At 43.0% G+C, this 21,127-nt stretch carries 24 protein-coding genes; 21 read left to right on the top strand and 3 right to left on the bottom strand.

Translation table 11 applies throughout. The features are described from left to right. From E2R31_RS07825 to E2R31_RS07835, 3 genes are read left to right on the top strand one after another with little or no spacing between them, the layout of a single operon-like run. A complete protein-coding gene (locus E2R31_RS07825; RefSeq protein ID WP_132973829.1) occupies positions 1-270 on the top strand; it encodes a chlorohydrolase in 270 nt (89 codons plus the stop codon). Further along, positions 249-1,268 carry a UDP-glucose 4-epimerase GalE gene (galE, locus tag E2R31_RS07830; RefSeq protein WP_125449512.1) on the top strand — a complete coding sequence of 340 codons (1,020 nt, stop codon included), beginning with the start codon at positions 249-251 and terminating at the stop codon, positions 1,266-1,268. The genes E2R31_RS07825 and galE overlap by 22 nt, the downstream gene beginning before the upstream one ends. Continuing rightward, positions 1,252-2,235: a glycosyltransferase family 2 protein gene (locus E2R31_RS07835; protein ID WP_165941806.1), complete on the top strand. Its 984-nt coding sequence runs from the start codon at positions 1,252-1,254 to the stop codon at positions 2,233-2,235. The genes galE and E2R31_RS07835 overlap by 17 nt, the downstream gene beginning before the upstream one ends. Positions 2,236-2,317: 82 nt before the next feature. Here the strand turns inward: E2R31_RS07835 and E2R31_RS07840 are convergent, their stop codons facing one another. Then, positions 2,318-2,521, bottom strand: a complete 204-nt coding sequence (locus tag E2R31_RS07840) for a ferredoxin (protein WP_162284888.1) — start codon at positions 2,519-2,521, stop codon at positions 2,318-2,320. A gap of 45 nt (positions 2,522-2,566) precedes the next feature. On the opposite strand from E2R31_RS07840, the gene E2R31_RS07845 reads away from it, so the two are divergent. From E2R31_RS07845 to whiA, 9 genes are all read left to right on the top strand, one after another. Next, positions 2,567-3,061 carry an SAG1386/EF1546 family surface-associated protein gene (locus tag E2R31_RS07845; RefSeq protein WP_084926089.1) on the top strand — a complete coding sequence of 165 codons (495 nt, stop codon included), beginning with the start codon at positions 2,567-2,569 and terminating at the stop codon, positions 3,059-3,061. Between the two features lie 9 nt (positions 3,062-3,070). Beyond that, positions 3,071-3,745, top strand: coding sequence for a (d)CMP kinase (cmk, locus tag E2R31_RS07850; protein ID WP_000849393.1), 675 nt, complete (start codon positions 3,071-3,073; stop codon positions 3,743-3,745). A 118-nt stretch (positions 3,746-3,863) separates the two neighbouring features. Continuing rightward, entirely contained in the window at positions 3,864-4,370 is a 507-nt protein-coding gene (locus E2R31_RS07855; protein ID WP_061417163.1) for a dihydrofolate reductase, read from the top strand. A gap of 201 nt (positions 4,371-4,571) precedes the next feature. Further along, a complete protein-coding gene (gene clpX, locus E2R31_RS07865; RefSeq protein ID WP_132973833.1) occupies positions 4,572-5,804 on the top strand; it encodes an ATP-dependent Clp protease ATP-binding subunit ClpX in 1,233 nt (410 codons plus the stop codon). Between the two features lie 8 nt (positions 5,805-5,812). After that, positions 5,813-6,400, top strand: coding sequence for a ribosome biogenesis GTP-binding protein YihA/YsxC (gene yihA / locus E2R31_RS07870; RefSeq protein ID WP_000405196.1), 588 nt, complete (start codon positions 5,813-5,815; stop codon positions 6,398-6,400). 9 nt (positions 6,401-6,409) lie between these two features. Next, complete coding sequence (locus E2R31_RS07875) at positions 6,410-6,790, top strand: RidA family protein (protein WP_084948926.1); 381 nt, start codon at positions 6,410-6,412, stop codon at positions 6,788-6,790. 51 nt (positions 6,791-6,841) lie between these two features. Continuing rightward, positions 6,842-7,732: an RNase adapter RapZ gene (gene rapZ / locus E2R31_RS07880; protein WP_132973835.1), complete on the top strand. Its 891-nt coding sequence runs from the start codon at positions 6,842-6,844 to the stop codon at positions 7,730-7,732. Continuing rightward, positions 7,729-8,706, top strand: a complete 978-nt coding sequence (locus E2R31_RS07885) for a YvcK family protein (protein ID WP_132973837.1) — start codon at positions 7,729-7,731, stop codon at positions 8,704-8,706. The genes rapZ and E2R31_RS07885 overlap by 4 nt, the downstream gene beginning before the upstream one ends. Continuing rightward, positions 8,703-9,614 carry a DNA-binding protein WhiA gene (gene whiA / locus E2R31_RS07890; protein WP_132973839.1) on the top strand — a complete coding sequence of 304 codons (912 nt, stop codon included), beginning with the start codon at positions 8,703-8,705 and terminating at the stop codon, positions 9,612-9,614. The genes E2R31_RS07885 and whiA overlap by 4 nt, the downstream gene beginning before the upstream one ends. A 32-nt stretch (positions 9,615-9,646) precedes the next feature. Here the strand turns inward: whiA and E2R31_RS07895 are convergent, their stop codons facing one another. Continuing rightward, positions 9,647-10,615, bottom strand: a complete 969-nt coding sequence (locus E2R31_RS07895) for an NAD(P)/FAD-dependent oxidoreductase (RefSeq protein ID WP_132973841.1) — start codon at positions 10,613-10,615, stop codon at positions 9,647-9,649. Positions 10,616-10,751: 136 nt separating this feature from the next. Between E2R31_RS07895 and cdaA the strand changes: the two genes are divergently transcribed. The 9 genes from cdaA to E2R31_RS07945 all read left to right on the top strand — a co-directional run bounded on the left by cdaA (position 10,752) and on the right by E2R31_RS07945 (position 19,747). Next, a complete protein-coding gene (cdaA, locus tag E2R31_RS07905; RefSeq protein ID WP_132973843.1) occupies positions 10,752-11,609 on the top strand; it encodes a diadenylate cyclase CdaA in 858 nt (285 codons plus the stop codon). Then, positions 11,596-12,378 carry a CdaR family protein gene (locus tag E2R31_RS07910; protein ID WP_132973846.1) on the top strand — a complete coding sequence of 261 codons (783 nt, stop codon included), beginning with the start codon at positions 11,596-11,598 and terminating at the stop codon, positions 12,376-12,378. Before cdaA ends, E2R31_RS07910 begins: the two co-directional genes overlap by 14 nt. A gap of 28 nt (positions 12,379-12,406) precedes the next feature. After that, positions 12,407-13,759 (top strand): phosphoglucosamine mutase, encoded by a 1,353-nt coding sequence (gene glmM, locus E2R31_RS07915; protein ID WP_132973848.1) that lies wholly within the window; start codon positions 12,407-12,409, stop codon positions 13,757-13,759. Between the two features lie 73 nt (positions 13,760-13,832). Beyond that, positions 13,833-14,207, top strand: coding sequence for a DUF1149 family protein (locus E2R31_RS07920; RefSeq protein ID WP_001050090.1), 375 nt, complete (start codon positions 13,833-13,835; stop codon positions 14,205-14,207). Positions 14,208-14,209: 2 nt separating this feature from the next. Then, positions 14,210-15,058 (top strand): DegV family protein, encoded by an 849-nt coding sequence (locus E2R31_RS07925; protein WP_132973850.1) that lies wholly within the window; start codon positions 14,210-14,212, stop codon positions 15,056-15,058. Positions 15,059-15,322: 264 nt separating this feature from the next. Then, on the top strand, positions 15,323-16,090 hold the full coding sequence (dapB, locus tag E2R31_RS07930) for a 4-hydroxy-tetrahydrodipicolinate reductase (RefSeq protein WP_084948913.1): 768 nt from the start codon (positions 15,323-15,325) through the stop codon (positions 16,088-16,090). Further along, a complete protein-coding gene (locus E2R31_RS07935; RefSeq protein ID WP_132973852.1) occupies positions 16,087-17,286 on the top strand; it encodes a CCA tRNA nucleotidyltransferase in 1,200 nt (399 codons plus the stop codon). The genes dapB and E2R31_RS07935 overlap by 4 nt, the downstream gene beginning before the upstream one ends. Continuing rightward, a complete protein-coding gene (locus tag E2R31_RS07940; protein WP_132973854.1) occupies positions 17,283-19,151 on the top strand; it encodes an ABC-F family ATP-binding cassette domain-containing protein in 1,869 nt (622 codons plus the stop codon). The genes E2R31_RS07935 and E2R31_RS07940 overlap by 4 nt, the downstream gene beginning before the upstream one ends. Next, positions 19,148-19,747 carry a hypothetical protein gene (locus E2R31_RS07945; protein WP_132973856.1) on the top strand — a complete coding sequence of 200 codons (600 nt, stop codon included), beginning with the start codon at positions 19,148-19,150 and terminating at the stop codon, positions 19,745-19,747. Before E2R31_RS07940 ends, E2R31_RS07945 begins: the two co-directional genes overlap by 4 nt. Before the next feature lie 53 nt (positions 19,748-19,800). On the opposite strand, the gene E2R31_RS07950 is transcribed toward E2R31_RS07945, so the two are convergent. After that, complete coding sequence (locus E2R31_RS07950; protein ID WP_132973858.1) at positions 19,801-20,994, bottom strand: cation diffusion facilitator family transporter; 1,194 nt, start codon at positions 20,992-20,994, stop codon at positions 19,801-19,803. Positions 20,995-21,127 lie beyond the last annotated feature (133 nt).

The following is a 21,127-nucleotide window of genomic DNA, read 5'->3' on the forward strand; positions in this document are numbered from 1 at the left end:
ATGAAAATCAAAGAACAAACTAGGAAGCTAGCCGCAGGCTGCTCAAAACACTGTTTTGAGGTTGTGGATCGAACTGACGAAGTCAGTAACCATACCCACGGTAAGGCGACGCTGACGTTTTTTGAAGAGATTTTCGAAGAGTATAAGCATTTTACTAAAATTTTAGCAGGTGGTTTAGGATGTCAAATGACATTCCCTATCAAAAATGATAAAATAAGAAAAAATAATCCGAGAATCGAGGAAATAAGATGCAAGAAAAGATTTTGGTAACTGGTGGTGCTGGATTTATCGGAACCCACACTGTTATTGAGTTGATCCAAGCAGGTCATCAAGTGGTTGTGGTGGATAATCTTGTCAATAGCAATCGTAAAAGTTTAGAAGTTGTTGAAAGAATTACAGGAGTTGAGATTCCTTTTTATGAGGCAGATATCCGTGACACAGATACACTCAGAGATATTTTCAAGCAGGAAGAACCGACTGGTGTGATTCACTTTGCGGGTTTGAAGGCTGTTGGCGAATCAACCCGTATCCCTCTTACCTACTATGACAACAATATCGCTGGAACTGTCAGCCTTCTAAAAGCTATGGAAGAAAATAACTGTAAGAACATCATCTTCAGTTCTTCTGCGACAGTTTACGGAGACCCTCATACAGTTCCAATCTTAGAAGATTTCCCACTTTCAGTGACCAATCCATACGGTCGTACCAAGCTTATGCTAGAGGAAATTCTGACCGATATCTACAAGGCAGACTCAGAATGGAATGTGGTCTTGCTGCGTTACTTTAATCCAATCGGAGCACATGAGAGCGGTGACTTGGGAGAAAATCCTAATGGAATTCCAAACAATCTCTTGCCTTATGTTTCCCAAGTAGCAGTGGGCAAACTAGAACAAGTACAAGTTTTTGGAGATGATTACGATACAGAAGATGGAACTGGGGTTCGTGACTATATCCACGTCGTAGACCTAGCTAAAGGTCACGTTGCAGCTTTGAAAAAAATCCAAAAAGGTTCAGGTCTAAACATTTATAACCTTGGAACTGGTAAAGGTTACTCCGTTCTTGAAATTATCCAAAATATGGAAAAAGCAGTGGGACGTCCTATTCCTTACCGCATTGTAGAACGCCGCCCAGGTGATATCGCTGCCTGCTACTCAGACCCAGCAAAAGCCAAAGCCGAACTTGGATGGGAAGCCGAACTCGATATTACTCAAATGTGTGAAGACGCATGGCGTTGGCAAAGCAAGCATCCAAATGGATTTGAAGACTAAGATGATGATTTCAATCATTGTCCCATGTCTAAACGAAGAGGAAGTACTTCCTCTTTTTTATCAGTCTGTTGAAGCACTCCTTCCAGAATTGGGGGCAGAGATCGAGTATGTCTTTGTGGATGATGGTTCAAGCGATGGCACTTTGGAGCTTTTGAAGGCCTATCGGGTGCAAAATCCTGCGGTACATTATATTTCTTTCTCACGAAATTTTGGGAAAGAGGCAGCCTTATACGCAGGCTTGCAGCATGCAACTGGAGACTTGGTGGTCGTGATGGATGCAGACCTTCAGGATCCTCCTAGTATGCTACTTGATATGAAAGCCTTACTAGACCAAAATGCAGACTTGGACTGTGTTGGGACACGGAGAACTAGTCGGGAGGGAGAACCCTTCTTTCGCAGTTTCTGCGCTGACATCTTTTACCGCCTCATGCAAAAAATCAGCCCAGCAGCCCTGCCATCAGGTGTTCGTGATTTTCGGATGATGAGAAGGTCTGTGGTGGATGCCATTTTAAGCTTGACCGAGTCCAATCGTTTTTCTAAGGGCCTCTTTGCCTGGGTCGGTTTTCGAACATACTACCTAGACTATCCAAATGTCGAAAGACAGGCTGGCAAGACCAGTTGGAGTTTTAGACAGCTCTTTTTCTACTCGATTGAAGGGATTCTCAACTTTTCAGATTTTCCCTTGAGTATAGCCTTTGTAGCTGGACTCCTATCTTGTTTTATTTCTTTTATGATGACTGTTTTTGTGGTGTTTCGAACCCTTATCTTGGGGAATCCGACATCTGGCTGGACTTCTCTGATGGCTGTCATTCTCTTTCTTGGAGGGATTCAACTCCTGACCATTGGGATTTTGGGAAAATATATCAGTAAGATTTATATGGAAACCAAAAAAAGACCACTCTATCTCGTCAAAGAAAAAAGTGATCTTTCTATTTTTGAAGGGAAAAATAACCAGAAAAGACTATAATTTTACCTAGAAATATGCTAAACTAGTAGATGAAGGGATTAAAGTGACAAAAAGAATCAACAAAATCAATCTCCCTTTTAAACTATGATGGATCTTTGAGAAGTGCACGTGTAGGGCACTGTTTGATAGCCTCCAGAACATCGCTGGTCTCAGCGATTTCTCTTTGCAATTCAACTGGATCATCGTAAAATCGAACGATTCCATTATCATGGTAATCAAAGAGTTCAGAGTAGGTCTGGCAAAGCCCGCAGGCGATGCACCGTTCAGGTATAAGTGTGACTTTCATATTTATATTGTAATAAGAAAATGAAAAAAATACAAGGAGTAAGGTATGGAAAAAGAACCGTGGCAAGAAGATATTTATGACAATAGAGAAGAAGAAACAAGATTAGAGCGTCGTCACCGTAAACAAAAAGGAAAAGGTGTTGTTGCCAATCGTGTCTTGACCATTCTAGCTAGCCTCTTCTTTGTAATCGTTGTAGCGATGGTTGTCGTATTGATTTACCTTTCTACTGGAGGAAGTAACCGCACGGCAGCTTTGAAGGATTTTTATGATTCTTCAGCTCCATCGTCAACCTCTAAAGTGGAAGAGTCTTCTTCCTCTACTAGTAAAGCTCAAGAAACGAAAGAATCAACTCCTTCAGAAAGTAGTTCTGAAGAACACACAGATGGAGAAGGAACGCTTACTGTGCAACCTGGAGAAGGAGAAGCAGCTCTCGCTCAGCGTGCAGGGATTTCCATTGCCCAGCTAGAAGCTCTGAATCCTTCTCATATGTCATCAGGAACTTGGTTTGCCAACCCTGGTGATGTCATCAAGACTAGATAGGAGTCGGAAATGAAGACAATTCAAATTGCTATTGATGGTCCTGCTTCCAGTGGTAAGAGTACGGTCGCAAAGATTATTGCTAAGGATTTTGGTTACACTTATCTTGATACAGGTGCCATGTATCGTGCTGCGACTTATATAGCACTCAAGCACCAGTTGGATGCAGGAAATGTAGACCAACTTCTTGAACTTCTGAACCAACACCCTATTAGTTTTGGACGTTCGGAAACAGGTGAGCAACTTGTCTTTGTTGGCGATGTTGATATTACTCATCCGATTCGTGAAAATGAAGTGACCAACAAGGTTTCAAGCATTGCTGCCATTCCTGAGGTGCGTGAGAAACTGGTTTCGCTCCAGCAAGAGATTGCCCAGCAAGGTGGCATTGTCATGGATGGGCGTGATATCGGGACAGTTGTTTTACCACAAGCTGAACTCAAGATTTTCCTAGTAGCCTCTGTTGAAGAAAGAGCAGAGCGTCGTTACAAGGAAAATATTGCTAAAGGGATTGAGACTGACTTGGAAACGCTGAAAGAAGAGATTGCGGCACGTGATTACAAGGATAGTCATCGTGAAACCTCACCTCTCAAACAGGCTGAGGATGCAGTTTACCTTGACACAACTGGACTAAGTATACAAGAAGTGGTCGAAAAAATTGAATCTGAAGCAAAAAAATATATGTCCTAGGGACGAGAGGAGCAGGCTAAATGAAGCCTGCTCCTTTTCTCTCTTTTGAGCGCGTTTCAAAACAGTCTTTTTGGGAGAATTTTGATAAAATAGTAGTATCAATAAAAAGGACGGAAGCATGACAAAGAAAATCATAGCCATTTGGGCCCAAGATGAAAAAGGGGTGATTGGGAAGGAAGATCGTCTCCCTTGGCATTTGCCAGCAGAGTTGCAACATTTTAAGGAAACAACTTTAAATCATGCTATACTGATGGGACGAGTGACCTTTGATGGAATGGGGCGTCGTCTGCTTCCCAAACGCCAAACCTTGATTTTGACACGAAACAGTGATGAAGTCGTGGATGGAGCGCTCGTGTTTCAAGATGTGAAGTCTGTTTTAACTTGGTATCAGAGTCAGGAAAAAAATCTCTATATCATTGGTGGAAAACAGATTTTTCAGGCTTTTGAGCCCTATTTAGATGAAATCATCGTGACACAGATTCATGCTCAGGTGGAGGGAGATACCTATTTCCCTGAGGAGTTTGACTTGTCTCGTTTTGAGACAGTCGCAAGCAAATCTTATACCCGAGATGAGAAAAACGACTATGATTTTACCATCGAATACCGAGATAGAAAGGAAGTCTAATGGAGCGCAGTATATTTGGATTTTTTACAGCTTTTTTGTGTGTAATCTGTATTTTGACTGGAGCACAGGCTTTTCGTAAGAAGCGCTATGGACTATCCGCCTTACTCTGGTTGAATGCTTTTACCAATCTGGTAAACAGTGTCCATGCTTTTTATATGACCTTATTTTAGATAGAATGATAAATTAGAATGGAAGGAAATCATGCCTACAAATAGGAAAAATGATATGATGGTTTATTGCTCATTTTGTGGCAAAAGCCAAGAAGAAGTAAAGAAAATAATCGCTGGGAACAACGCCTTTATCTGTAATGAATGTGTGGAATTAGCCCAGGAAATCATTCGGGAGGAGTTGGCCGAGGAAGTTTTAGCAGACTTGTCTGAAGTCCCAAAACCAATTGAACTCCTCAATATCTTGAACCACTATGTGATTGGTCAGGATCGTGCCAAACGTGCCTTGGCAGTGGCTGTATACAATCACTATAAACGCATCAATTTCCACGATACGCGTGAAGAGTCAGAAGATGTGGATTTGCAGAAGTCAAATATCCTGATGATTGGTCCAACTGGTTCAGGGAAAACTTTCTTGGCCCAGACTTTAGCTAAGAGCTTGAACGTGCCTTTCGCTATTGCAGATGCGACAGCTCTGACTGAGGCTGGGTATGTGGGTGAGGACGTGGAAAATATCCTACTCAAACTCTTGCAGGCTGCTGACTTTAATATCGAACGTGCAGAACGCGGGATTATCTATGTGGATGAAATTGACAAAATTGCCAAGAAGAGCGAGAATGTGTCTATCACACGTGACGTTTCGGGTGAAGGAGTGCAACAAGCTCTTCTCAAGATTATCGAGGGAACTGTCGCTAGCGTGCCGCCTCAAGGAGGACGCAAACATCCACAACAAGAGATGATTCAGGTGGATACTAAAAATATCCTCTTCATCGTGGGTGGTGCCTTTGATGGTATCGAAGAAATCGTCAAACAACGTCTGGGTGAAAAAGTTATTGGCTTTGGACAAAACAACAAAGCGATTGACGAAAACAGCTCCTACATGCAAGAAATCATCGCAGAAGATATTCAAAAATTCGGTATTATTCCAGAGTTGATTGGACGCTTGCCTGTTTTTGCAGCTCTTGAGCAATTGACGGTCGATGACTTGGTTCGCATCCTGAAAGAACCAAGAAATGCCTTGGTGAAACAATACCAAACCTTGCTTTCTTATGATGATGTCGAGTTGGAATTTGACGACGAAGCCCTTCAAGAAATCGCCAATAAGGCTATCGAACGCAAAACTGGTGCGCGTGGTCTTCGTTCTATCATCGAAGAGACAATGCTAGATGTTATGTTTGAAGTACCGAGTCAGGAAAATGTGAAACTGGTTCGCATCACAAAAGAAGCTGTTGATGGAACGGATAAACCAATCCTAGAAATAGCCTAGAGGTGATTATGGAAATCAATACACACAATGCTGAAATCTTGCTCAGTGCAGCCAACAAGTCCCACTATCCGCAGGATGACCTGCCAGAGATAGCCCTTGCAGGGCGTTCAAATGTTGGGAAGTCCAGCTTTATCAACACCATGCTCAACCGCAAGAATCTAGCCCGTACATCAGGGAAACCTGGGAAAACCCAGTTGCTCAACTTCTTCAACATTGATGACAAGATGCGTTTTGTGGATGTACCAGGTTATGGCTATGCCCGCGTTTCTAAAAAGGAACGTGAAAAGTGGGGCCGCATGATTGAGGAGTACCTAACGACTCGTGAAAATCTCCGTGCAGTGGTTAGTCTAGTGGATCTCCGCCACGACCCGTCAGCAGATGATGTGCAGATGTACGAATTTCTTAAGTATTATGAGATTCCGGTTATCATCGTTGCGACCAAGGCGGACAAGATTCCTCGTGGTAAGTGGAACAAGCACGAATCAGCAATCAAAAAGAAATTAAACTTTGACCCAAGTGACGACTTCATCCTCTTTTCATCTGTCAGCAAGGCAGGGATGGATCAGGCTTGGGATGCAATATTAGAAAAATTATGAGGGAAAGAAATGGCAAAAACAATTCATACAGACAAAGCTCCAAAAGCTATAGGACCATATGTTCAAGGAAAAATCGTTGGCAATCTTTTATTTGCTAGTGGTCAAGTTCCCCTATCTCCTGAAACTGGAGAAATTGTAGGAGAAACTATACAAGAACAGACAGAACAAGTTTTGAAAAACATCAGTGCTATTTTGGCAGAAGCAGGAACAGACTTTGACCATGTTGTCAAAACCACTTGCTTCTTGAGCGATATGAATGACTTTATTCCTTTTAACGAGGTTTACCAAACTGCCTTTAAAGAGGAATTTCCAGCTCGTTCAGCTGTGGAAGTTGCACGTCTTCCTCGTGATGTAAAAGTCGAAATTGAAGTGATCGCAGAGATTGGATAAGCTAGTTGAAGTTTGGCTCTGCCAAACTTTTTTTGATATAAGGAGAGATAGATGACAAAAAAACAACTTCACCTTGTGATTGTAACAGGGATGAGTGGTGCAGGGAAAACGGTAGCTATTCAGTCCTTCGAGGATTTGGGCTATTTCACCATTGACAATATGCCACCAGCCCTCTTGCCAAAGTTCTTGCAGTTGGTAGAGACCAAGGATGATGACCATAAGTTAGCCCTGGTGGTGGATATGCGGAGCCGTTCCTTCTTTTCAGAGATTCAGGCCGTTTTGGATGAATTGGAAAACCAAGATGATTTGGACTTCAAAATCCTCTTTTTAGACGCAGCAGATAAGGAATTGGTGGCACGCTATAAGGAAACTAGAAGAAGTCACCCTCTAGCAGCAGATGGTCGAATTTTAGATGGCATCAAGCTGGAACGTGAACTCTTAGCACCTTTGAAAAACATGAGTCAAAATGTGGTGGATACGACAGAACTCACTCCGCGTGAACTGCGTAAAACCATTGCTGAGCAATTTTCAGACCAAGAACAAGCCCAGTCTTTCCGTATCGAGGTCATGTCTTTTGGATTCAAGTATGGTATCCCTATTGATGCAGACTTGGTTTTTGATGTCCGTTTTTTGCCAAATCCATACTACCTTCCGGAACTCCGCAATCAGACAGGTGAGGATCAAGCAGTTTATGACTATGTGATGAATCATGAAGAGTCTGAAAATTTCTATCAGCACTTGCTTGCTTTGATTGAGCCTATTTTGCCAAGTTACAAAAAAGAAGGCAAGTCCGTCTTGACCATTGCAGTAGGATGTACGGGTGGACAACACCGTAGTGTTGCCTTTGCTAAGCGCATAGCTGAGGATTTATCCAAAAACTGGCCTGTCAATGAAAGCCATCGTGACAAAGACAGAAGAAAGGAAACGGTAAACCGTTCATGAGAAAACCAAAGATAACGGTGATTGGTGGAGGAACTGGTATCCCCGTCATTTTGAAAAGCTTACGCGAAAAGGATGTTGATATTGCGGCCATCGTAACGGTAGCTGATGATGGTGGATCTTCTGGTGAACTAAGAAAGAATATCCAACAACTGACACCACCAGGTGATCTTCGGAATGTTTTGGTGGCCATGTCGGATATGCCTAAGTTTTATGAGAAGGTTTTTCAGTACCGCTTTTCAGAAGAGGCTGGTGCTTTTGCGGGTCATCCTCTAGGAAATATCATTATAGCAGGACTTTCTGAAATGCAAGGGTCCACTTACAATGCCATGCAGCTGCTAAGTCTCTTTTTCCACACAACAGGAAAAATCTACCCATCAAGCGATCAGCCTTTGACACTGCATGCAGTTTTTAAAGATGGTTCTGAGGTGGCAGGTGAGAGCCATATCGCAGATCATCCAGGTATGATCGACCATGTCTATGTGACCAATACTCTGGATGATGAAACACCGCAAGCCAGTCGTCGAGTAGTCAATACTATTCTCGAGAGTGACATGATCGTCTTGGGGCCTGGTTCCCTCTTTACATCGATTTTGCCCAATATTGTCATCGAGGAGATTGGGCAAGCACTCTTGGAGACTAAGGCAGAGATAGCCTATGTCTGCAATATCATGACCCAGCGTGGGGAAACAGAGCACTTTTCAGACAGTGACCACGTGGAAGTCCTCCATAGACATCTAGGTCGGCCTTTTATTGATACGGTCTTGGTCAATATCGAAAAGGTTCCTAGAGAATACATGAATACCAACCGTTTTGATGAATATTTGGTTCAGGTAGAGCATGACTTTGCTAGTCTTTGCAAGCAGGTCCCTCGTGTGATTTCATCCAACTTCCTTCGTTTGGAAAATGGAGGAGCCTTCCATGATGGAGATTTAATTGTGGATGAATTGATGCGCATTATACAGGTGAGAAAATGAGTTTCACAGTTGCAGTAAAAGAGGAAATTCTTGGTCAACACCATCTCAGTCGTCATGAATTGTCTGCCATCATCAAGATGTCTGGCAGTATCGGTCTCTCGACTTCAGGCCTGACCTTGTCCGTCGTGACTGAAAATGCCAAGTTAGCTCGTCACCTCTATGAGTCCTTTCTTCATCTTTATGATATCAAGTCAGAGATTCGACACTATCAGAGAAGCAATCTTCGTAAGAATCGTGTCTACACGGTCTATACCGATGAGAGGGTGCAGGAGCTTTTAGCTGATTTGCGGCTTGCGGATTCCTTCTTTGGTTTGGAGACAGGTATCAATCCTGATATTTTAGCAGACGAAGAAGCTGGTCGTGCTTACTTATGTGGGGCCTTTCTGGCAAATGGTAGCATCCGAGATCCTGAGTCTGGCAAGTACCAGTTGGAGATCAGTTCCGTTTATCTGGACCATGCCCAAGGGCTGGCCTCTCTCCTTCAGCAGTTTTTGCTGGACGCCAAGATCATTGAGCGCAAGAAAGGTGCAGTTACCTATCTCCAGCGGGCAGAAGACATCATGGATTTCTTGATCGTGATTGGGGCCATGCAGGCGCGTGATAATTTTGAGCGCGTCAAGATTTTGCGTGAAACCCGTAATGATCTCAATCGAGCCAATAACGCTGAAACAGCCAATATCGCTCGGACGGTTTCTGCCAGTATGAAGACCATTAATAATATCAGTAAAATCAAAGATAGAATGGGTTTGGAAAATTTACCAGTGGATTTGCAGGAGGTAGCTCAGTTGCGAATCCAGCACCCGGACTACTCTATCCAGCAGTTAGCAGATAGCTTGAGCAATCCCCTGACCAAAAGTGGTGTCAACCACAGACTCAGAAAAATAAACAAGATTGCAGATGAACTATAAAACCACGAATCAGTTGATCCGTGGTTTTTTTCTTATAAGCTTGTTGAGTGTTTTGGTTGCACTTTTTGCTCAGGGTCGATGTAGTTAATGGCATTGTTAACAGCTGTTGGAGCTTCACCCAGTCCTGTAGCGATCAAATCAATCTTACCTTCATAGTAGCAACAGTCGCCGATAGCATAGATACCTGCTTGGCTGGATTCTTGCTTGCTGTTGACAATAATCTTGTGGCGGTTGAGGTCCAGACCCCAATTTTTAAGATTGCCGACAGATGATTTGAAACCATAGTTGACAAAGAGGTGGTCTACCTCAATAGTTTCAGTTTCATCTGATTTGACTTTGGTGATTTCTAGTTTGTCGAGTGTCTTTCCATCTCCAAGAAGTTGGCTGGGAACGAAAGGTGTCTTGATGGTTACAGATGATTCTTGCAGAGCTTGCACACTATGTTCTAAGGCGCGGAAATTATCTCTGCGGTGAACGAGAGTGGTTGGCGCATTTTTTTCAAAAGCTAGAGCCCAGTCCACTGCTGAGTCCCCACCACCAAGGATGGTCACTTTCTTGCCAGCATATTGCTGAATGTTGGAAACGTGGTAGTGGATGTTTTCATAATCCTCAACACCTTCTAATTCGAGTGGACGTGGTTTAAAGGCGCCGCCACCCATGGCAATGATGACTGTTTTAGTCAGGTGGCTTCCTTTGTTGGTAGTGATGGTAAATCCTTGATCTTGTTTCTCGATTTCAAGAACGGTTTCGTTGAGGTGAACAGGTGTTTCAAAGCCGTTTAGCTGTTCAATCAAGCGATTGGTTAGCTCTTCTCCAGTTAAGTTTGGGAAGCCTGGCACATCAAGGATTTGCTTTTCAGGGTAGAGGATGGCTGGTTGACCACCGAGCTGGGGAAGAGAGTCGATGATTTGGACTTTGGCTTGGCGTAGGTGAGCGTAAAAGGCAGCAAAGAGCCCGACGGGACCGCCACCTACAATGGTAATATCATAGAGTTGAGACATGATTTCTCCTTCGTTTTTTCTAATCAGTTTATTTTATCATATTTTTAATCAAATTAAAATGAAGTGGGATAGGGAAAAAATTGTTAGAAAATGGTATAATAGAACGGAACGTGTTTTGATAAGGAGGGAACCAGGGATGAATTTTCAGCAATTTTCCAACTTGCAATACTGGACGAGTTTGTTTTCAAGCCCTTGGAGTATCGTCATCAATCTGATTGATATTCTGATTGTGACTTATATTTTGTATCATTTTACAAAGGCCATTGCAGGTACTAAAATCATGATCTTGGTGCGGGGAGTTTTGGTCTTCATTCTAGCTCAAATTCTCTCCAATATGATTGGTTTAACAACTATTTCTTGGTTGATCAATCAAATCATCACCTATGGGGTTATTGCAGCAGTAGTCATCTTTTCACCAGAGATTCGGACGGGTCTAGAGCGGTTGGGTCGGGCAACGGATTTCTTTTCCAATGCTCCGATTAGTGCAGAGGAGCAGATGATTCGTGCCTTTGTCAAATCAGTCGAATACATGAGCCCGCGTAAAATTGGTGCTCTGGTAGCTGTTCAGCGAGTGAGAACCTTGCAGGAATACATCTCGACAGGGATTCCCCTAGATGCCAAGATTTCAGCTGAATTGCTCATCAACATTTTTATTCCTAACACTCCCTTGCACGATGGAGCTGTCATTATCCGAGAAGATCGGATTGCTGTTACTTCAGCCTACTTGCCACTAACTGAAAATACAGAGATTTCCAAAGAGTTTGGAACGCGGCATAGGGCGGCGATTGGTCTGTCGGAAGTGTCAGATGCTCTTACCTTTGTGGTTTCGGAGGAAACAGGTGGCATCTCAATCACCTATAATGGAGTCTTTAAGCACGATTTGACCTTGGAAGAGTTTGAATCTGAATTGAGAAGAATCCTACTTCCAACATCAGAGGAAAAACATGGTCTGAAAGAGCGTTTGCTAGGAGGATTGAAACATGAGAAAAAATAGTCTTTATATCATTTCTTCCTTCTTTTTCGCCTGCATTCTCTTTATCTATGCGACTTCAACAAACTATCAGAATAGCAACAGTGCCAGACAGGTGAGGACAGAAACCTATACCAATACGGTACTTAATGTCCCAATCGATATTCAGTACGACAGCGATCAGTATTTTATCAGTGGCTTTACTTCTGAAGTGACCGTCTTTCTGACAGGGTCAAACAGAGTTGCTTTGGCGAGTGAAATGCAGGAAAGTACGCGCAAATTCAAGGTGACAGCTGACTTGACAAATGCCAGTGTAGGAACCATCGAAGTTCCTCTAACCATTGAAAATTTACCGAGTGGTTTGACCGCTGTTGCGACACCGCAAAAGATAACAGTCAAGGTCGGTAAAAAAGCAAAACGAGATAATGTGATCGTTGTGCCGGAGATTGACCCTAGCCAGGTTGATTCTCGTGTGAAAATCGATACAGTCACTGTGTCAGATGAAAAAGTAACGGTTATTAGTGATGAGGAAACCCTCTCCAAAGTAGATCGTGTCATTGCCATCTTACCGACGAGTGAACGGATAACGGGTAACTACTCGGCTTCTGTTCCTCTACAAGCAGTTGATAAAAATGGCAATGTCTTGCCAAGCGTCATTATGCCATTTGACACGACTATGAAAATTACAACAAAAACAGCATCGTCTAGCTCGAGTTCTTCGTCAACGGGCTCTTCAACCAGTAGTTCGTCTTCAACGAGTTCAGAAACGAAACCAGACTCGTCTAAACAATAATAAATAATAGAAAAGGATGATAAATAAAATGGGTAAATATTTTGGGACTGATGGAGTCCGTGGAGAAGCAAACGTAGAACTGACGCCAGAATTGGCCTTTAAATTGGGACGTTTTGGTGGTTATGTCCTCAGTCAACACGAAACGGAAGCCCCTAAAGTCTTTGTAGGACGTGATACACGTATCTCAGGAGAAATGCTAGAATCTGCCTTGGTAGCGGGTCTCCTCTCAGTAGGGATTCACGTCTACAAACTCGGTGTCCTTGCAACACCAGCAGTAGCTTATTTGGTTAAAACTGAGGGAGCTAGTGCGGGTGTCATGATTTCAGCGAGTCACAACCCAGCCCTTGATAATGGGATTAAGTTCTTTGGTGGGGATGGCTTCAAACTTGATGACGACAAAGAAGCAGAAATCGAAGCCTTGCTAGATGCTGCTGAAGATACTCTTCCTCGTCCAAGTGCAGAAGGCTTGGGAACTTTGGTGGATTACCCAGAAGGCTTGCGTAAGTATGAAGGCTACCTTGTTTCAACTGGAGCTCCTCTTGAGGGAATGAAAGTGGCCTTGGACACAGCAAACGGTGCAGCGTCTACAAGTGCCCGTCAGATTTTCGCTGATCTCGGTGCTCAATTAACTGTTATCGGTGAGACACCAGATGGTCTTAATATCAACTTGAATGTTGGTTCAACACACCCAGAAGCTCTTCAAGAAGTGGTGAAAGAAAGCCAGTCAGCTATTGGTTTGGCCTTTGACGGAGACAGTGACCGCTTGATTGCCGTTGATGAAAATGGTGATATCGTCGATGGTGATAAGATCATGTACATCATCGGGAAATACCTTTCTGAAAAAGGCCAGTTGGCTCAAAACACCATCGTGACAACCGTTATGTCTAACCTTGGTTTCCATAAGGCCTTGGAAAGTGCTGGCATTAACAAGGCAGTGACTGCTGTTGGTGACCGCTATGTCGTTGAAGAAATGAGAAAATCAGGCTACAATCTTGGTGGTGAACAGTCTGGTCACGTTATCTTGATGGATTATAATACAACAGGTGATGGTCAATTATCAGCTGTTCAATTGACAAAAATCATGAAAGAAACAGGCAAGAGCTTGTCTCAACTAGCATCAGAAGTGGCGATTTACCCGCAAAAACTGGTCAATATCCGAGTGGAAAATGCCATGAAAGAAAAAGCCATGGAAGTGCCAGCCATCAAGACAATCATCGAGAAGATGGAAGAAGAAATGGCAGGGAACGGCCGTATCCTTGTTCGTCCAAGTGGTACCGAGCCCCTCTTACGCGTCATGGCAGAAGCCCCTACGACAGAAGAAGTGAACTACTACGTAGATACGATTGCTGCTGTTGTTAAAGATGAAATCGGAATTGACTAAAGCCTAGAAAACTAGATGAAATGATAAAAATGTGGTACAATTGCATAGTAAATTGTAGCAATGGGAGAGAAAAATGAATCTTAAACGAGAACAAGAATTTGTTAGCCAGTATCACTTTGATGCTCGTAACTTTGAATGGGAGAATGAAAACGGAGCTCCTGAAACTAAGGTAGACGTGAACTTTCAGTTACTCCAACATGACCAAGAAAACCAAGTGACTTCGCTTGTTGTTATCTTGAGTTTCATGATTGTTTTTGACAAATTTGTCATCAGCGGAACGATTTCTCAAGTGAACCATGTGGAAGGTCGCATTGTCAACGAACCAAGCGAATTTAACCAAGAAGAAGTTGAAAACTTGGCACGTCCATGCTTGAACATGCTCAACCGTTTGACGTATGAAGTAACAGAAATCGCCTTGGATCTTCCAGGGATCAATTTGGAGTTTTAGTCATGAAATTAGCTGTCATTACAGATTCTTCAGCCTATTTAGAGGAGAAGATGCTGCAAAGAGAGAATCTATTTGTCTTGGATATTCCCGTCAATATTGATGGGGAGGAGTATGTCGAAGGTGTCAATCTAACTGCTGAGGAATTTTATCAAAAAATGGCTCAGTCTGCAGAATTGCCTAAAACTAGTCAACCGAGTATTGCCAAATTGGATGAGATTCTAAGTTCTTTGAAAGACGAGGGTTATACCCATGTCTTGGGACTCTTTCTTTCGTCAGGAATTTCAGGCTTTTATCAGAACATCCAATATATGTTAGAAGAGTATGATGGCTTGACCATTGCCTTTCCTGATACCCATATTACAAGCTCCCCTCTAGGATTTATGGTGGAGAGTGCCTTTGAATGGGCAGAACAAGGCAATGATTTTGCTCAGATTCAGGAGAAGTTGGCTATCCAAATTGCTGATAATTCAGCTTTTATCATAGTAGATGACCTCGACCACTTGGTTAAGGGAGGACGTTTGTCAAATGGGGCTGCCATCTTAGGGAATCTCCTTAGTATCAAGCCTATTCTTTACTTCAATGATCAAGGTGTGATTGAAGTTTACGAAAAAGTTCGTACAGAAAAGAAGGCAATCAAACGTTTGGTAGAAATCATCAAAGAGTTGACAAAAGATGGGGACTACCGTATTACAGTCATTCATGGGAACGCTCCTCAAAAGGCGGCAGATTTACGCCAACTTTTGATTGAGAGTGATGTGAATTCTGAGATCCCAATTGTTAGCTTTGGTAGTGTCATTGGGACCCACCTTGGAGAAGGTAGTATCGCCTTGAGCTATACACCAATCGTCTAGATTGTTCTTACAGGCTTTGTATCTTAGAAATTGAACACGGCCTACCTGCCTCTTGAAAAAAGATGCCTGTCTTGCCTTTCATGGAAAGTCAGCGCCATTCCCTATTTTTCATGGGCAGCTAACGTCCTTTGTATCTTGATAATTGAACACGCCTGGAACCCTGTGTGAAAAAGATAGTTCTTCCAAGGAGTAGACACTCCTTGATCAGAACTCCTATTTTCACTTTGTGTTCTTACAGGCTTTGTATCTTAGACAGGAGTAGAGATGAGTATTCGAGTAATTATTGCCGGTTTTAAGGGAAAGATGGGCCAAGCTGCTTGTCAGATGGTCTTGGCTGATCCAGATTTGGACTTGGTCGCAGTTTTGGATCCTTTTGAGTCTGAGTCAGAATGGCAGGGAATTCCTGTCTTCAATGATAAGGCTGACTTGGCTGGATTTGAGGCTGATGTCTGGGTGGATTTCACCACACCAGCTGTTGCTTACGAAAATACGCGCTTTGCCCTTGAAAATGGCTTTGCTCCTGTCGTAGGAACAACTGGATTCACTAGTGACGAAATTGCTGAACTAAAAGCATTTTCCCGTGAACAAGATTTGGGGGGCTTGATTGCCCCTAACTTTGCCTTGGGAGCTGTCTTGCTCATGCAATTTGCGGCGCAGGCTGCTAAATATTTCCCAAACGTGGAGATTATCGAGCTCCATCATGACAAGAAAAAAGATGCTCCTAGTGGAACAGCTATTAAAACGGCTGAGTTGATGGCGGAAGTTCGGGAATCAATCCAGCAAGGTGCGGCTGATGAGGAAGAATTGATTGCGGGTGCTCGCGGTGCTGACTTTGATGGCATGCGCATCCATTCGGTCCGTTTACCAGGCTTGGTAGCCCATCAGGAAGTCATCTTTGGCAATCAGGGAGAAGGATTGACGCTCCGTCATGACTCCTATGATCGCAGCTCCTTCATGACAGGGGTCAATTTGGGAATCAAAGAAGTTGTCAAGCGTCATGAGCTTGTCTATGGATTAGAACACTTATTATGAGATTAACGCAAATGCCTTCTGAATTTCAGAAGGCTTTACCAGTATTAGAAAAAATTAAAGAAGCAGGCTTTGAGGCCTATTTTGTTGGGGGCTCTGTTCGAGATGCCCTCCTCAATCGTCCCATCCACGATGTGGATATTGCGACTTCTTCTTATCCAGAGGAGACCAAGCAGATTTTTCCGCGAACAGCCGATATTGGAATCGAGCACGGAACTGTCTTAGTTTTAGATGGGGACGAGGAGTATGAGGTAACCACCTTTCGGACCGAAGATGTCTATGTGGACTACCGCAGACCCAGTGCGGTTTCCTTTGTGCGTTCGCTAGAAGAAGACCTCAAGCGCCGTGATTTCACAGTCAATGCCTTCGCTTTGGATGAGACAGGCGAAATCATTGACTTGTTTCATGGTTTAGAGGATTTGGAAAACCAAGTCTTGCGAGCAGTTGGAGTAGCTAGTGAGCGTTTTAACGAGGATGCTCTGCGGATTATGCGTGGTTTCCGCTTTCAGGCCAGTCTCGGTTTTAAACTTGAGTCAGAAACTTTTGAGGCGATGAAGACTTTGACGCCGCTTTTGGAGAAAATTTCTGTAGAGCGCACCTTCGTTGAGTTTGATAAACTCTTGCTGGCACCTTTTTGGCGAGTTGGTCTGGCTTCCATGATTGAAAGTCAAGCTTATGACTATCTTCCAGATATGGCAGGAAGCCAAGACAAGCTCAACGGACTGTTTGATTTAAAGGCTGATCTCACTTTTGAATCCTCTGAACAAGCCTGGGCGGCTCTATTGTGGGCTTTGGAGATTAAAGATGCACAGCCATTTTTGAAAGATTGGAAGACCTCACGCCAGTTTGCTAAGCAGGTTCAGGATTTGCTGACTATTTTGACTTTGCGAGAAGAAGGAGAGCTGAGCAAGCGCGATTGTTACCGCTTTGACTTGGATTCCCTTCTACAAGCTGAAAGTCTTCGTCAGGCCCAAGGAAAGGAAGTCAACCCACAAGCCATCAAAGAAACTTACCATAGTTTGACCATTCATGACAAGAAAGAAATTCAGATTAACGGTGGAATTTTGATTAAGGAATATGGTTACCAGCCAGGACCAGACTTGGGAGAGATTTTAACAGAGATTGAGTTTGCCATTGTCGATGGAGAATTGGAAAATGATCGTCAAGCAATCCATGCTTATCTGAGGGAGAAAAAATGAGTGATTTTATCGTTGAAAAACTAAGCAAATCCGTTGGTGACAAGACCGTTTTTAAGGATATTTCTTTTATCATCCATGACTTGGACAGAATCGGTCTGATAGGTGTCAATGGGACTGGTAAGACCACCCTTTTAGACGTCCTTTCTGGCGTTTCTGGCTTTGATGGGGATGTCAGTCCTTTTTCAGCTAAGAATGACTACAAGATTGGCTACTTGACACAGGATCCTGATTTTGATGATAGCAAGACGGTCTTGGATACGGTTCTCTCCAGCGACCTCAAGGAAATCCAGTTGATTCGTGAGTATGAGTTAATCATGCTCAACTACAGCGAGGACAAGCAGGCTCGTTTGGAACGGGTCATGGCAGAGATGGACTCCCTCCAAGCATGGGAAATCGAAAGTCAGGTCAAGACTGTTCTCAGCAAGTTGGGGATTCGGGATTTGTCGACTCCAGTTGGTGAATTGTCAGGTGGTCTGAGAAGACGTGTTCAGTTGGCGCAAGTTCTCCTAGGAAACCACGACCTCTTGCTTCTGGACGAGCCAACCAACCACCTGGACATTGCGACCATTGAGTGGCTGACTCTTTTTTTGAAAAATTCCAAGAAGACCGTTCTCTTTATCACACATGATCGTTATTTCCTAGATGCACTATCAACGCGGATTTTCGAGTTGGACCGAGCAGGTTTGACCGAGTATCAGGGAAATTATCAGGACTATGTTCGCCTTAAGGCGGAACAAGATGAGCGTGATGCTGCTCTCCTTCACAAAAAGGAGCAACTCTACAAACAAGAATTGGCTTGGATGCGCAGACAACCGCAAGCGCGTGCGACCAAGCAACAAGCCCGTATCAATCGTTTCCATGACTTGAAAAAAGAAGTTTCAGGTGGCATTGCTGAGACAGACTTGACCATGAACTTTGAAACCAGTCGGATTGGTAAGAAGGTTATCGAGTTTAAAGATGTTTCCTTCGCTTATGAGAACAAGCCGATTTTACAAGATTTTAATCTCTTGGTGCAAGCCAAAGATCGTATTGGAATCGTTGGGGATAATGGTGTTGGAAAATCAACTCTTCTCAATCTGATTGCAGGAAGTCTTGAGCCGACAGCAGGTCAAGTTATCATTGGTGATACAGTTCGCATCGCCTATTTCTCTCAACAAATTGAAGGTTTGGATGAAAGCAAACGGGTTATCAATTACCTGCAGGAAGTAGCAGAAGAGGTTAAGACCAGTGGTGGTTCTACGACTTCCATTGCAGAGTTGCTAGAGCAGTTTCTCTTCCCACGTTCGACGCATGGAACCTTGATTGAGAAATTGTCTGGTGGAGAGAAAAAACGCCTTTATCTTCTCAAATTGCTTTTGGAAAAACCCAATGTTCTTCTTTTGGACGAGCCGACAAATGACCTAGATATTGCGACCTTGACAGTTTTGGAAAATTTCTTGCAGAGCTTTTCAGGTCCTGTATTGACAGTTAGCCACGACCGTTATTTCCTGGATAAGGTAGCGACCAAGATTCTCGCTTTTGAGGATGGCAAGATTCGTCCTTTCTTTGGTCATTATACTGACTATCTTGATGAAAAAGTCTTTGAAACAGAGATGGCCAATCAAGTGCAAAAAGTTGAAAAGGAAAAAGTCGTCAAGGTTCGAGAAGACAAGAAACGCATGACTTACCAAGAAAAGCAGGAGTGGGCAAGCATTGAAGGCGATATTGAAGCCTTGGAAAATCGTATCACTGCTATTGAAGAGGAAATGCAGGCCAATGGTTCTGACTTTGGTAAACTGGCTACTCTTCAAAAAGAACTGGATGAGAAAAACGAGGCACTTCTTGAAAAATACGAACGCTATGAATATCTAAGTGAGTTGGCATGATGGAAGAAAAAGTCATTAAACGTAGTCCCAAGAAAATCATTTGGAATACCTTGTTTGGTCTTTTCTTCTTGTTACCTCTATCTTATCTCTATTCGTATTCGGAAAAGGGGAGCAAACTTCATGCGATCAGTCTTTTGTTAATACTGCTTGTCCTCTTTTGTGCTGGAGTAGTCATTTATCAGACATACAGACTGTTAAGCTCCGATAAGGAATATTTAAAATGTACTGCTGAGGGGTTTTACTACAAACCAAACCCAAAGAAACCCAGTCATTTCTATGCTTGGGCAGATGTAGAGGAATTTTCCTTCTCTCGGATTGGAGGAAAGTATAGGAATTCCTATCGGATTGAAGTTTATTTTAAAAACAAGGAAAATGTGAAATCCCAATCACTTCTAGCTCTACTGAAGAGAAGGTGTTTCCCTTTTCATCCGTCAGCAGATTTGATCATCCCTATTATTCTACTAGATGTAGATTTTCCTGAAAGGGTCTATGAGACCATGAAATACTATGAAAGAGAATGGCGCATCGAGCAAAATCGCCAAGCAAGAAAAGAGGCAAAACAAGCTTCGAAAAGCAAATCTTCCAAACCGTCATAGTCTGTCTTTGCTTAAAGTAGAATAATCAAAAAGGCCCTATCCACTGGATAGGGTCACTGTTTGTCTTCTTTTTTAGTTTCCTGATGGAAGATGTTTTGCCAAGTCTCATGGCGACGCCAGATACTGGTGTGGACGATGCCATCTAGCTCATAGCAAATGAGCTTGGTTTTCTGACTAATGGAAGTGATTTGAATATCCTTAATAGCAGCTTTAAGTTCTTTTTCGGCTTGATAAGCGACTTTATCCATCTGCTCTCCATCTTGACGGATATAGAGAAAGTCCTCAGCAAGGAGTTCTTCTAGCTGATTTCCTTGGTCAATCAATTGCTCACGCATGAGCAGTTTTTTGTAGACATTGTCTAAAATCTCGTCCTCAGGTATGGGAGCTGGCTCGATATGGACATCGGTATCAAAGACTCCAAAACGCTCTTCCAGCATGGATTCGACCTGGTCTGCAATTTCATGACTTTCATAGACTGATAGATCAGGATTCATCTCTAGCGTGATATCAAGGTAGATATTGCTACCGTAGGTACGCCCTCTTTGGGACTTGACCTTACTAATCTTTGGAATCTCCATGATGGCATTTTTGTAGTCCTCTAGCAGACGGTCATCAAAACCATCTGAAAGACTGAAGGAAGACTCGATAAAGATATCATAGGCTGTCTTTAAGATAAAGAAAGTGATAATGATAGCGACCAATTTATCCACGATAGGATAGTTGAAACTGCTAGCTAGGATAGCAATGGAAGTCCCAAGCGAGGTGACAGCATCGGAAAGATTGTCCTTAGCAGCTGCCTTGAGAGCCTTGGATTTGGATTTCTTACTGAGGCGTGTGTTATAGAGATAAACAGCAAACATGACTGCTGCTGAAATGGCTCCTAGAGTTGCACCCAGAGGATCAATGGGTGTTTGTTCTCGACTGAGGATTTTCTGAATGGTGTCCCGAAGAACATCAAAACCAACATAGAACATGATGATGGAAGTAATCAAGCTAGCCAAATCTTCAATCTTCCAGTGACCAAAGCTATGGTCACGGTCTGCAGGTTGGCGGGCCATTCGAATCCCAATCAAGAGAGCAACATTTCCGATAATATCGGATACGTTGTTGAAACCATCCGCCACCAAACTGGAAGAATGCAGGAGGTGACCAGTTGCCAATTTTGCTGCAGACAAGAGGAGGTAGGTTGAAATGCTGATAATGGCTCCACGTTCTGCCAATTTGAGATTTGACATGGATTGGTTCATCGGGCTTCCTTTCTAGTCATATAGTATTCTTACATTATACTGGTTTTCAAAGGAAAATTCAAATTTAGTCTTGTTTCATCTGATTTAAACCCTTGAAAATTGTTCAAATTTTGATATAATAGTACTACTCAAG

The organism is Streptococcus downii, from assembly GCF_004353325.1.
Lineage (GTDB): Bacteria > Bacillota > Bacilli > Lactobacillales > Streptococcaceae > Streptococcus > Streptococcus downii.

Excerpts from the sequence above, each read along its gene's own strand:
- E2R31_RS07825 (WP_132973829.1), top strand. The coding sequence starts at position 1 with ATGAAAATCAAAGAACAAACTAGGAAGCTAGCCGCAGGCTGCTCAAAA.
- galE (WP_125449512.1), top strand. The coding sequence starts at position 249 with ATGCAAGAAAAGATTTTGGTAACTGGTGGTGCTGGATTTATCGGAACC.
- E2R31_RS07835 (WP_165941806.1), top strand. The coding sequence starts at position 1,252 with ATGGATTTGAAGACTAAGATGATGATTTCAATCATTGTCCCATGTCTA.
- E2R31_RS07840 (WP_162284888.1), bottom strand. The coding sequence starts at position 2,521 with ATGAAAGTCACACTTATACCTGAACGGTGCATCGCCTGCGGGCTTTGC.
- E2R31_RS07845 (WP_084926089.1), top strand. The coding sequence starts at position 2,567 with ATGGAAAAAGAACCGTGGCAAGAAGATATTTATGACAATAGAGAAGAA.
- cmk (WP_000849393.1), top strand. The coding sequence starts at position 3,071 with ATGAAGACAATTCAAATTGCTATTGATGGTCCTGCTTCCAGTGGTAAG.
- E2R31_RS07855 (WP_061417163.1), top strand. The coding sequence starts at position 3,864 with ATGACAAAGAAAATCATAGCCATTTGGGCCCAAGATGAAAAAGGGGTG.
- clpX (WP_132973833.1), top strand. The coding sequence starts at position 4,572 with ATGCCTACAAATAGGAAAAATGATATGATGGTTTATTGCTCATTTTGT.
- yihA (WP_000405196.1), top strand. The coding sequence starts at position 5,813 with ATGGAAATCAATACACACAATGCTGAAATCTTGCTCAGTGCAGCCAAC.
- E2R31_RS07875 (WP_084948926.1), top strand. The coding sequence starts at position 6,410 with ATGGCAAAAACAATTCATACAGACAAAGCTCCAAAAGCTATAGGACCA.
- rapZ (WP_132973835.1), top strand. The coding sequence starts at position 6,842 with ATGACAAAAAAACAACTTCACCTTGTGATTGTAACAGGGATGAGTGGT.
- E2R31_RS07885 (WP_132973837.1), top strand. The coding sequence starts at position 7,729 with ATGAGAAAACCAAAGATAACGGTGATTGGTGGAGGAACTGGTATCCCC.
- whiA (WP_132973839.1), top strand. The coding sequence starts at position 8,703 with ATGAGTTTCACAGTTGCAGTAAAAGAGGAAATTCTTGGTCAACACCAT.
- E2R31_RS07895 (WP_132973841.1), bottom strand. The coding sequence starts at position 10,615 with ATGTCTCAACTCTATGATATTACCATTGTAGGTGGCGGTCCCGTCGGG.
- cdaA (WP_132973843.1), top strand. The coding sequence starts at position 10,752 with ATGAATTTTCAGCAATTTTCCAACTTGCAATACTGGACGAGTTTGTTT.
- E2R31_RS07910 (WP_132973846.1), top strand. The coding sequence starts at position 11,596 with ATGAGAAAAAATAGTCTTTATATCATTTCTTCCTTCTTTTTCGCCTGC.
- glmM (WP_132973848.1), top strand. The coding sequence starts at position 12,407 with ATGGGTAAATATTTTGGGACTGATGGAGTCCGTGGAGAAGCAAACGTA.
- E2R31_RS07920 (WP_001050090.1), top strand. The coding sequence starts at position 13,833 with ATGAATCTTAAACGAGAACAAGAATTTGTTAGCCAGTATCACTTTGAT.
- E2R31_RS07925 (WP_132973850.1), top strand. The coding sequence starts at position 14,210 with ATGAAATTAGCTGTCATTACAGATTCTTCAGCCTATTTAGAGGAGAAG.
- dapB (WP_084948913.1), top strand. The coding sequence starts at position 15,323 with ATGAGTATTCGAGTAATTATTGCCGGTTTTAAGGGAAAGATGGGCCAA.
- E2R31_RS07935 (WP_132973852.1), top strand. The coding sequence starts at position 16,087 with ATGAGATTAACGCAAATGCCTTCTGAATTTCAGAAGGCTTTACCAGTA.
- E2R31_RS07940 (WP_132973854.1), top strand. The coding sequence starts at position 17,283 with ATGAGTGATTTTATCGTTGAAAAACTAAGCAAATCCGTTGGTGACAAG.
- E2R31_RS07945 (WP_132973856.1), top strand. The coding sequence starts at position 19,148 with ATGATGGAAGAAAAAGTCATTAAACGTAGTCCCAAGAAAATCATTTGG.
- E2R31_RS07950 (WP_132973858.1), bottom strand. The coding sequence starts at position 20,994 with ATGAACCAATCCATGTCAAATCTCAAATTGGCAGAACGTGGAGCCATT.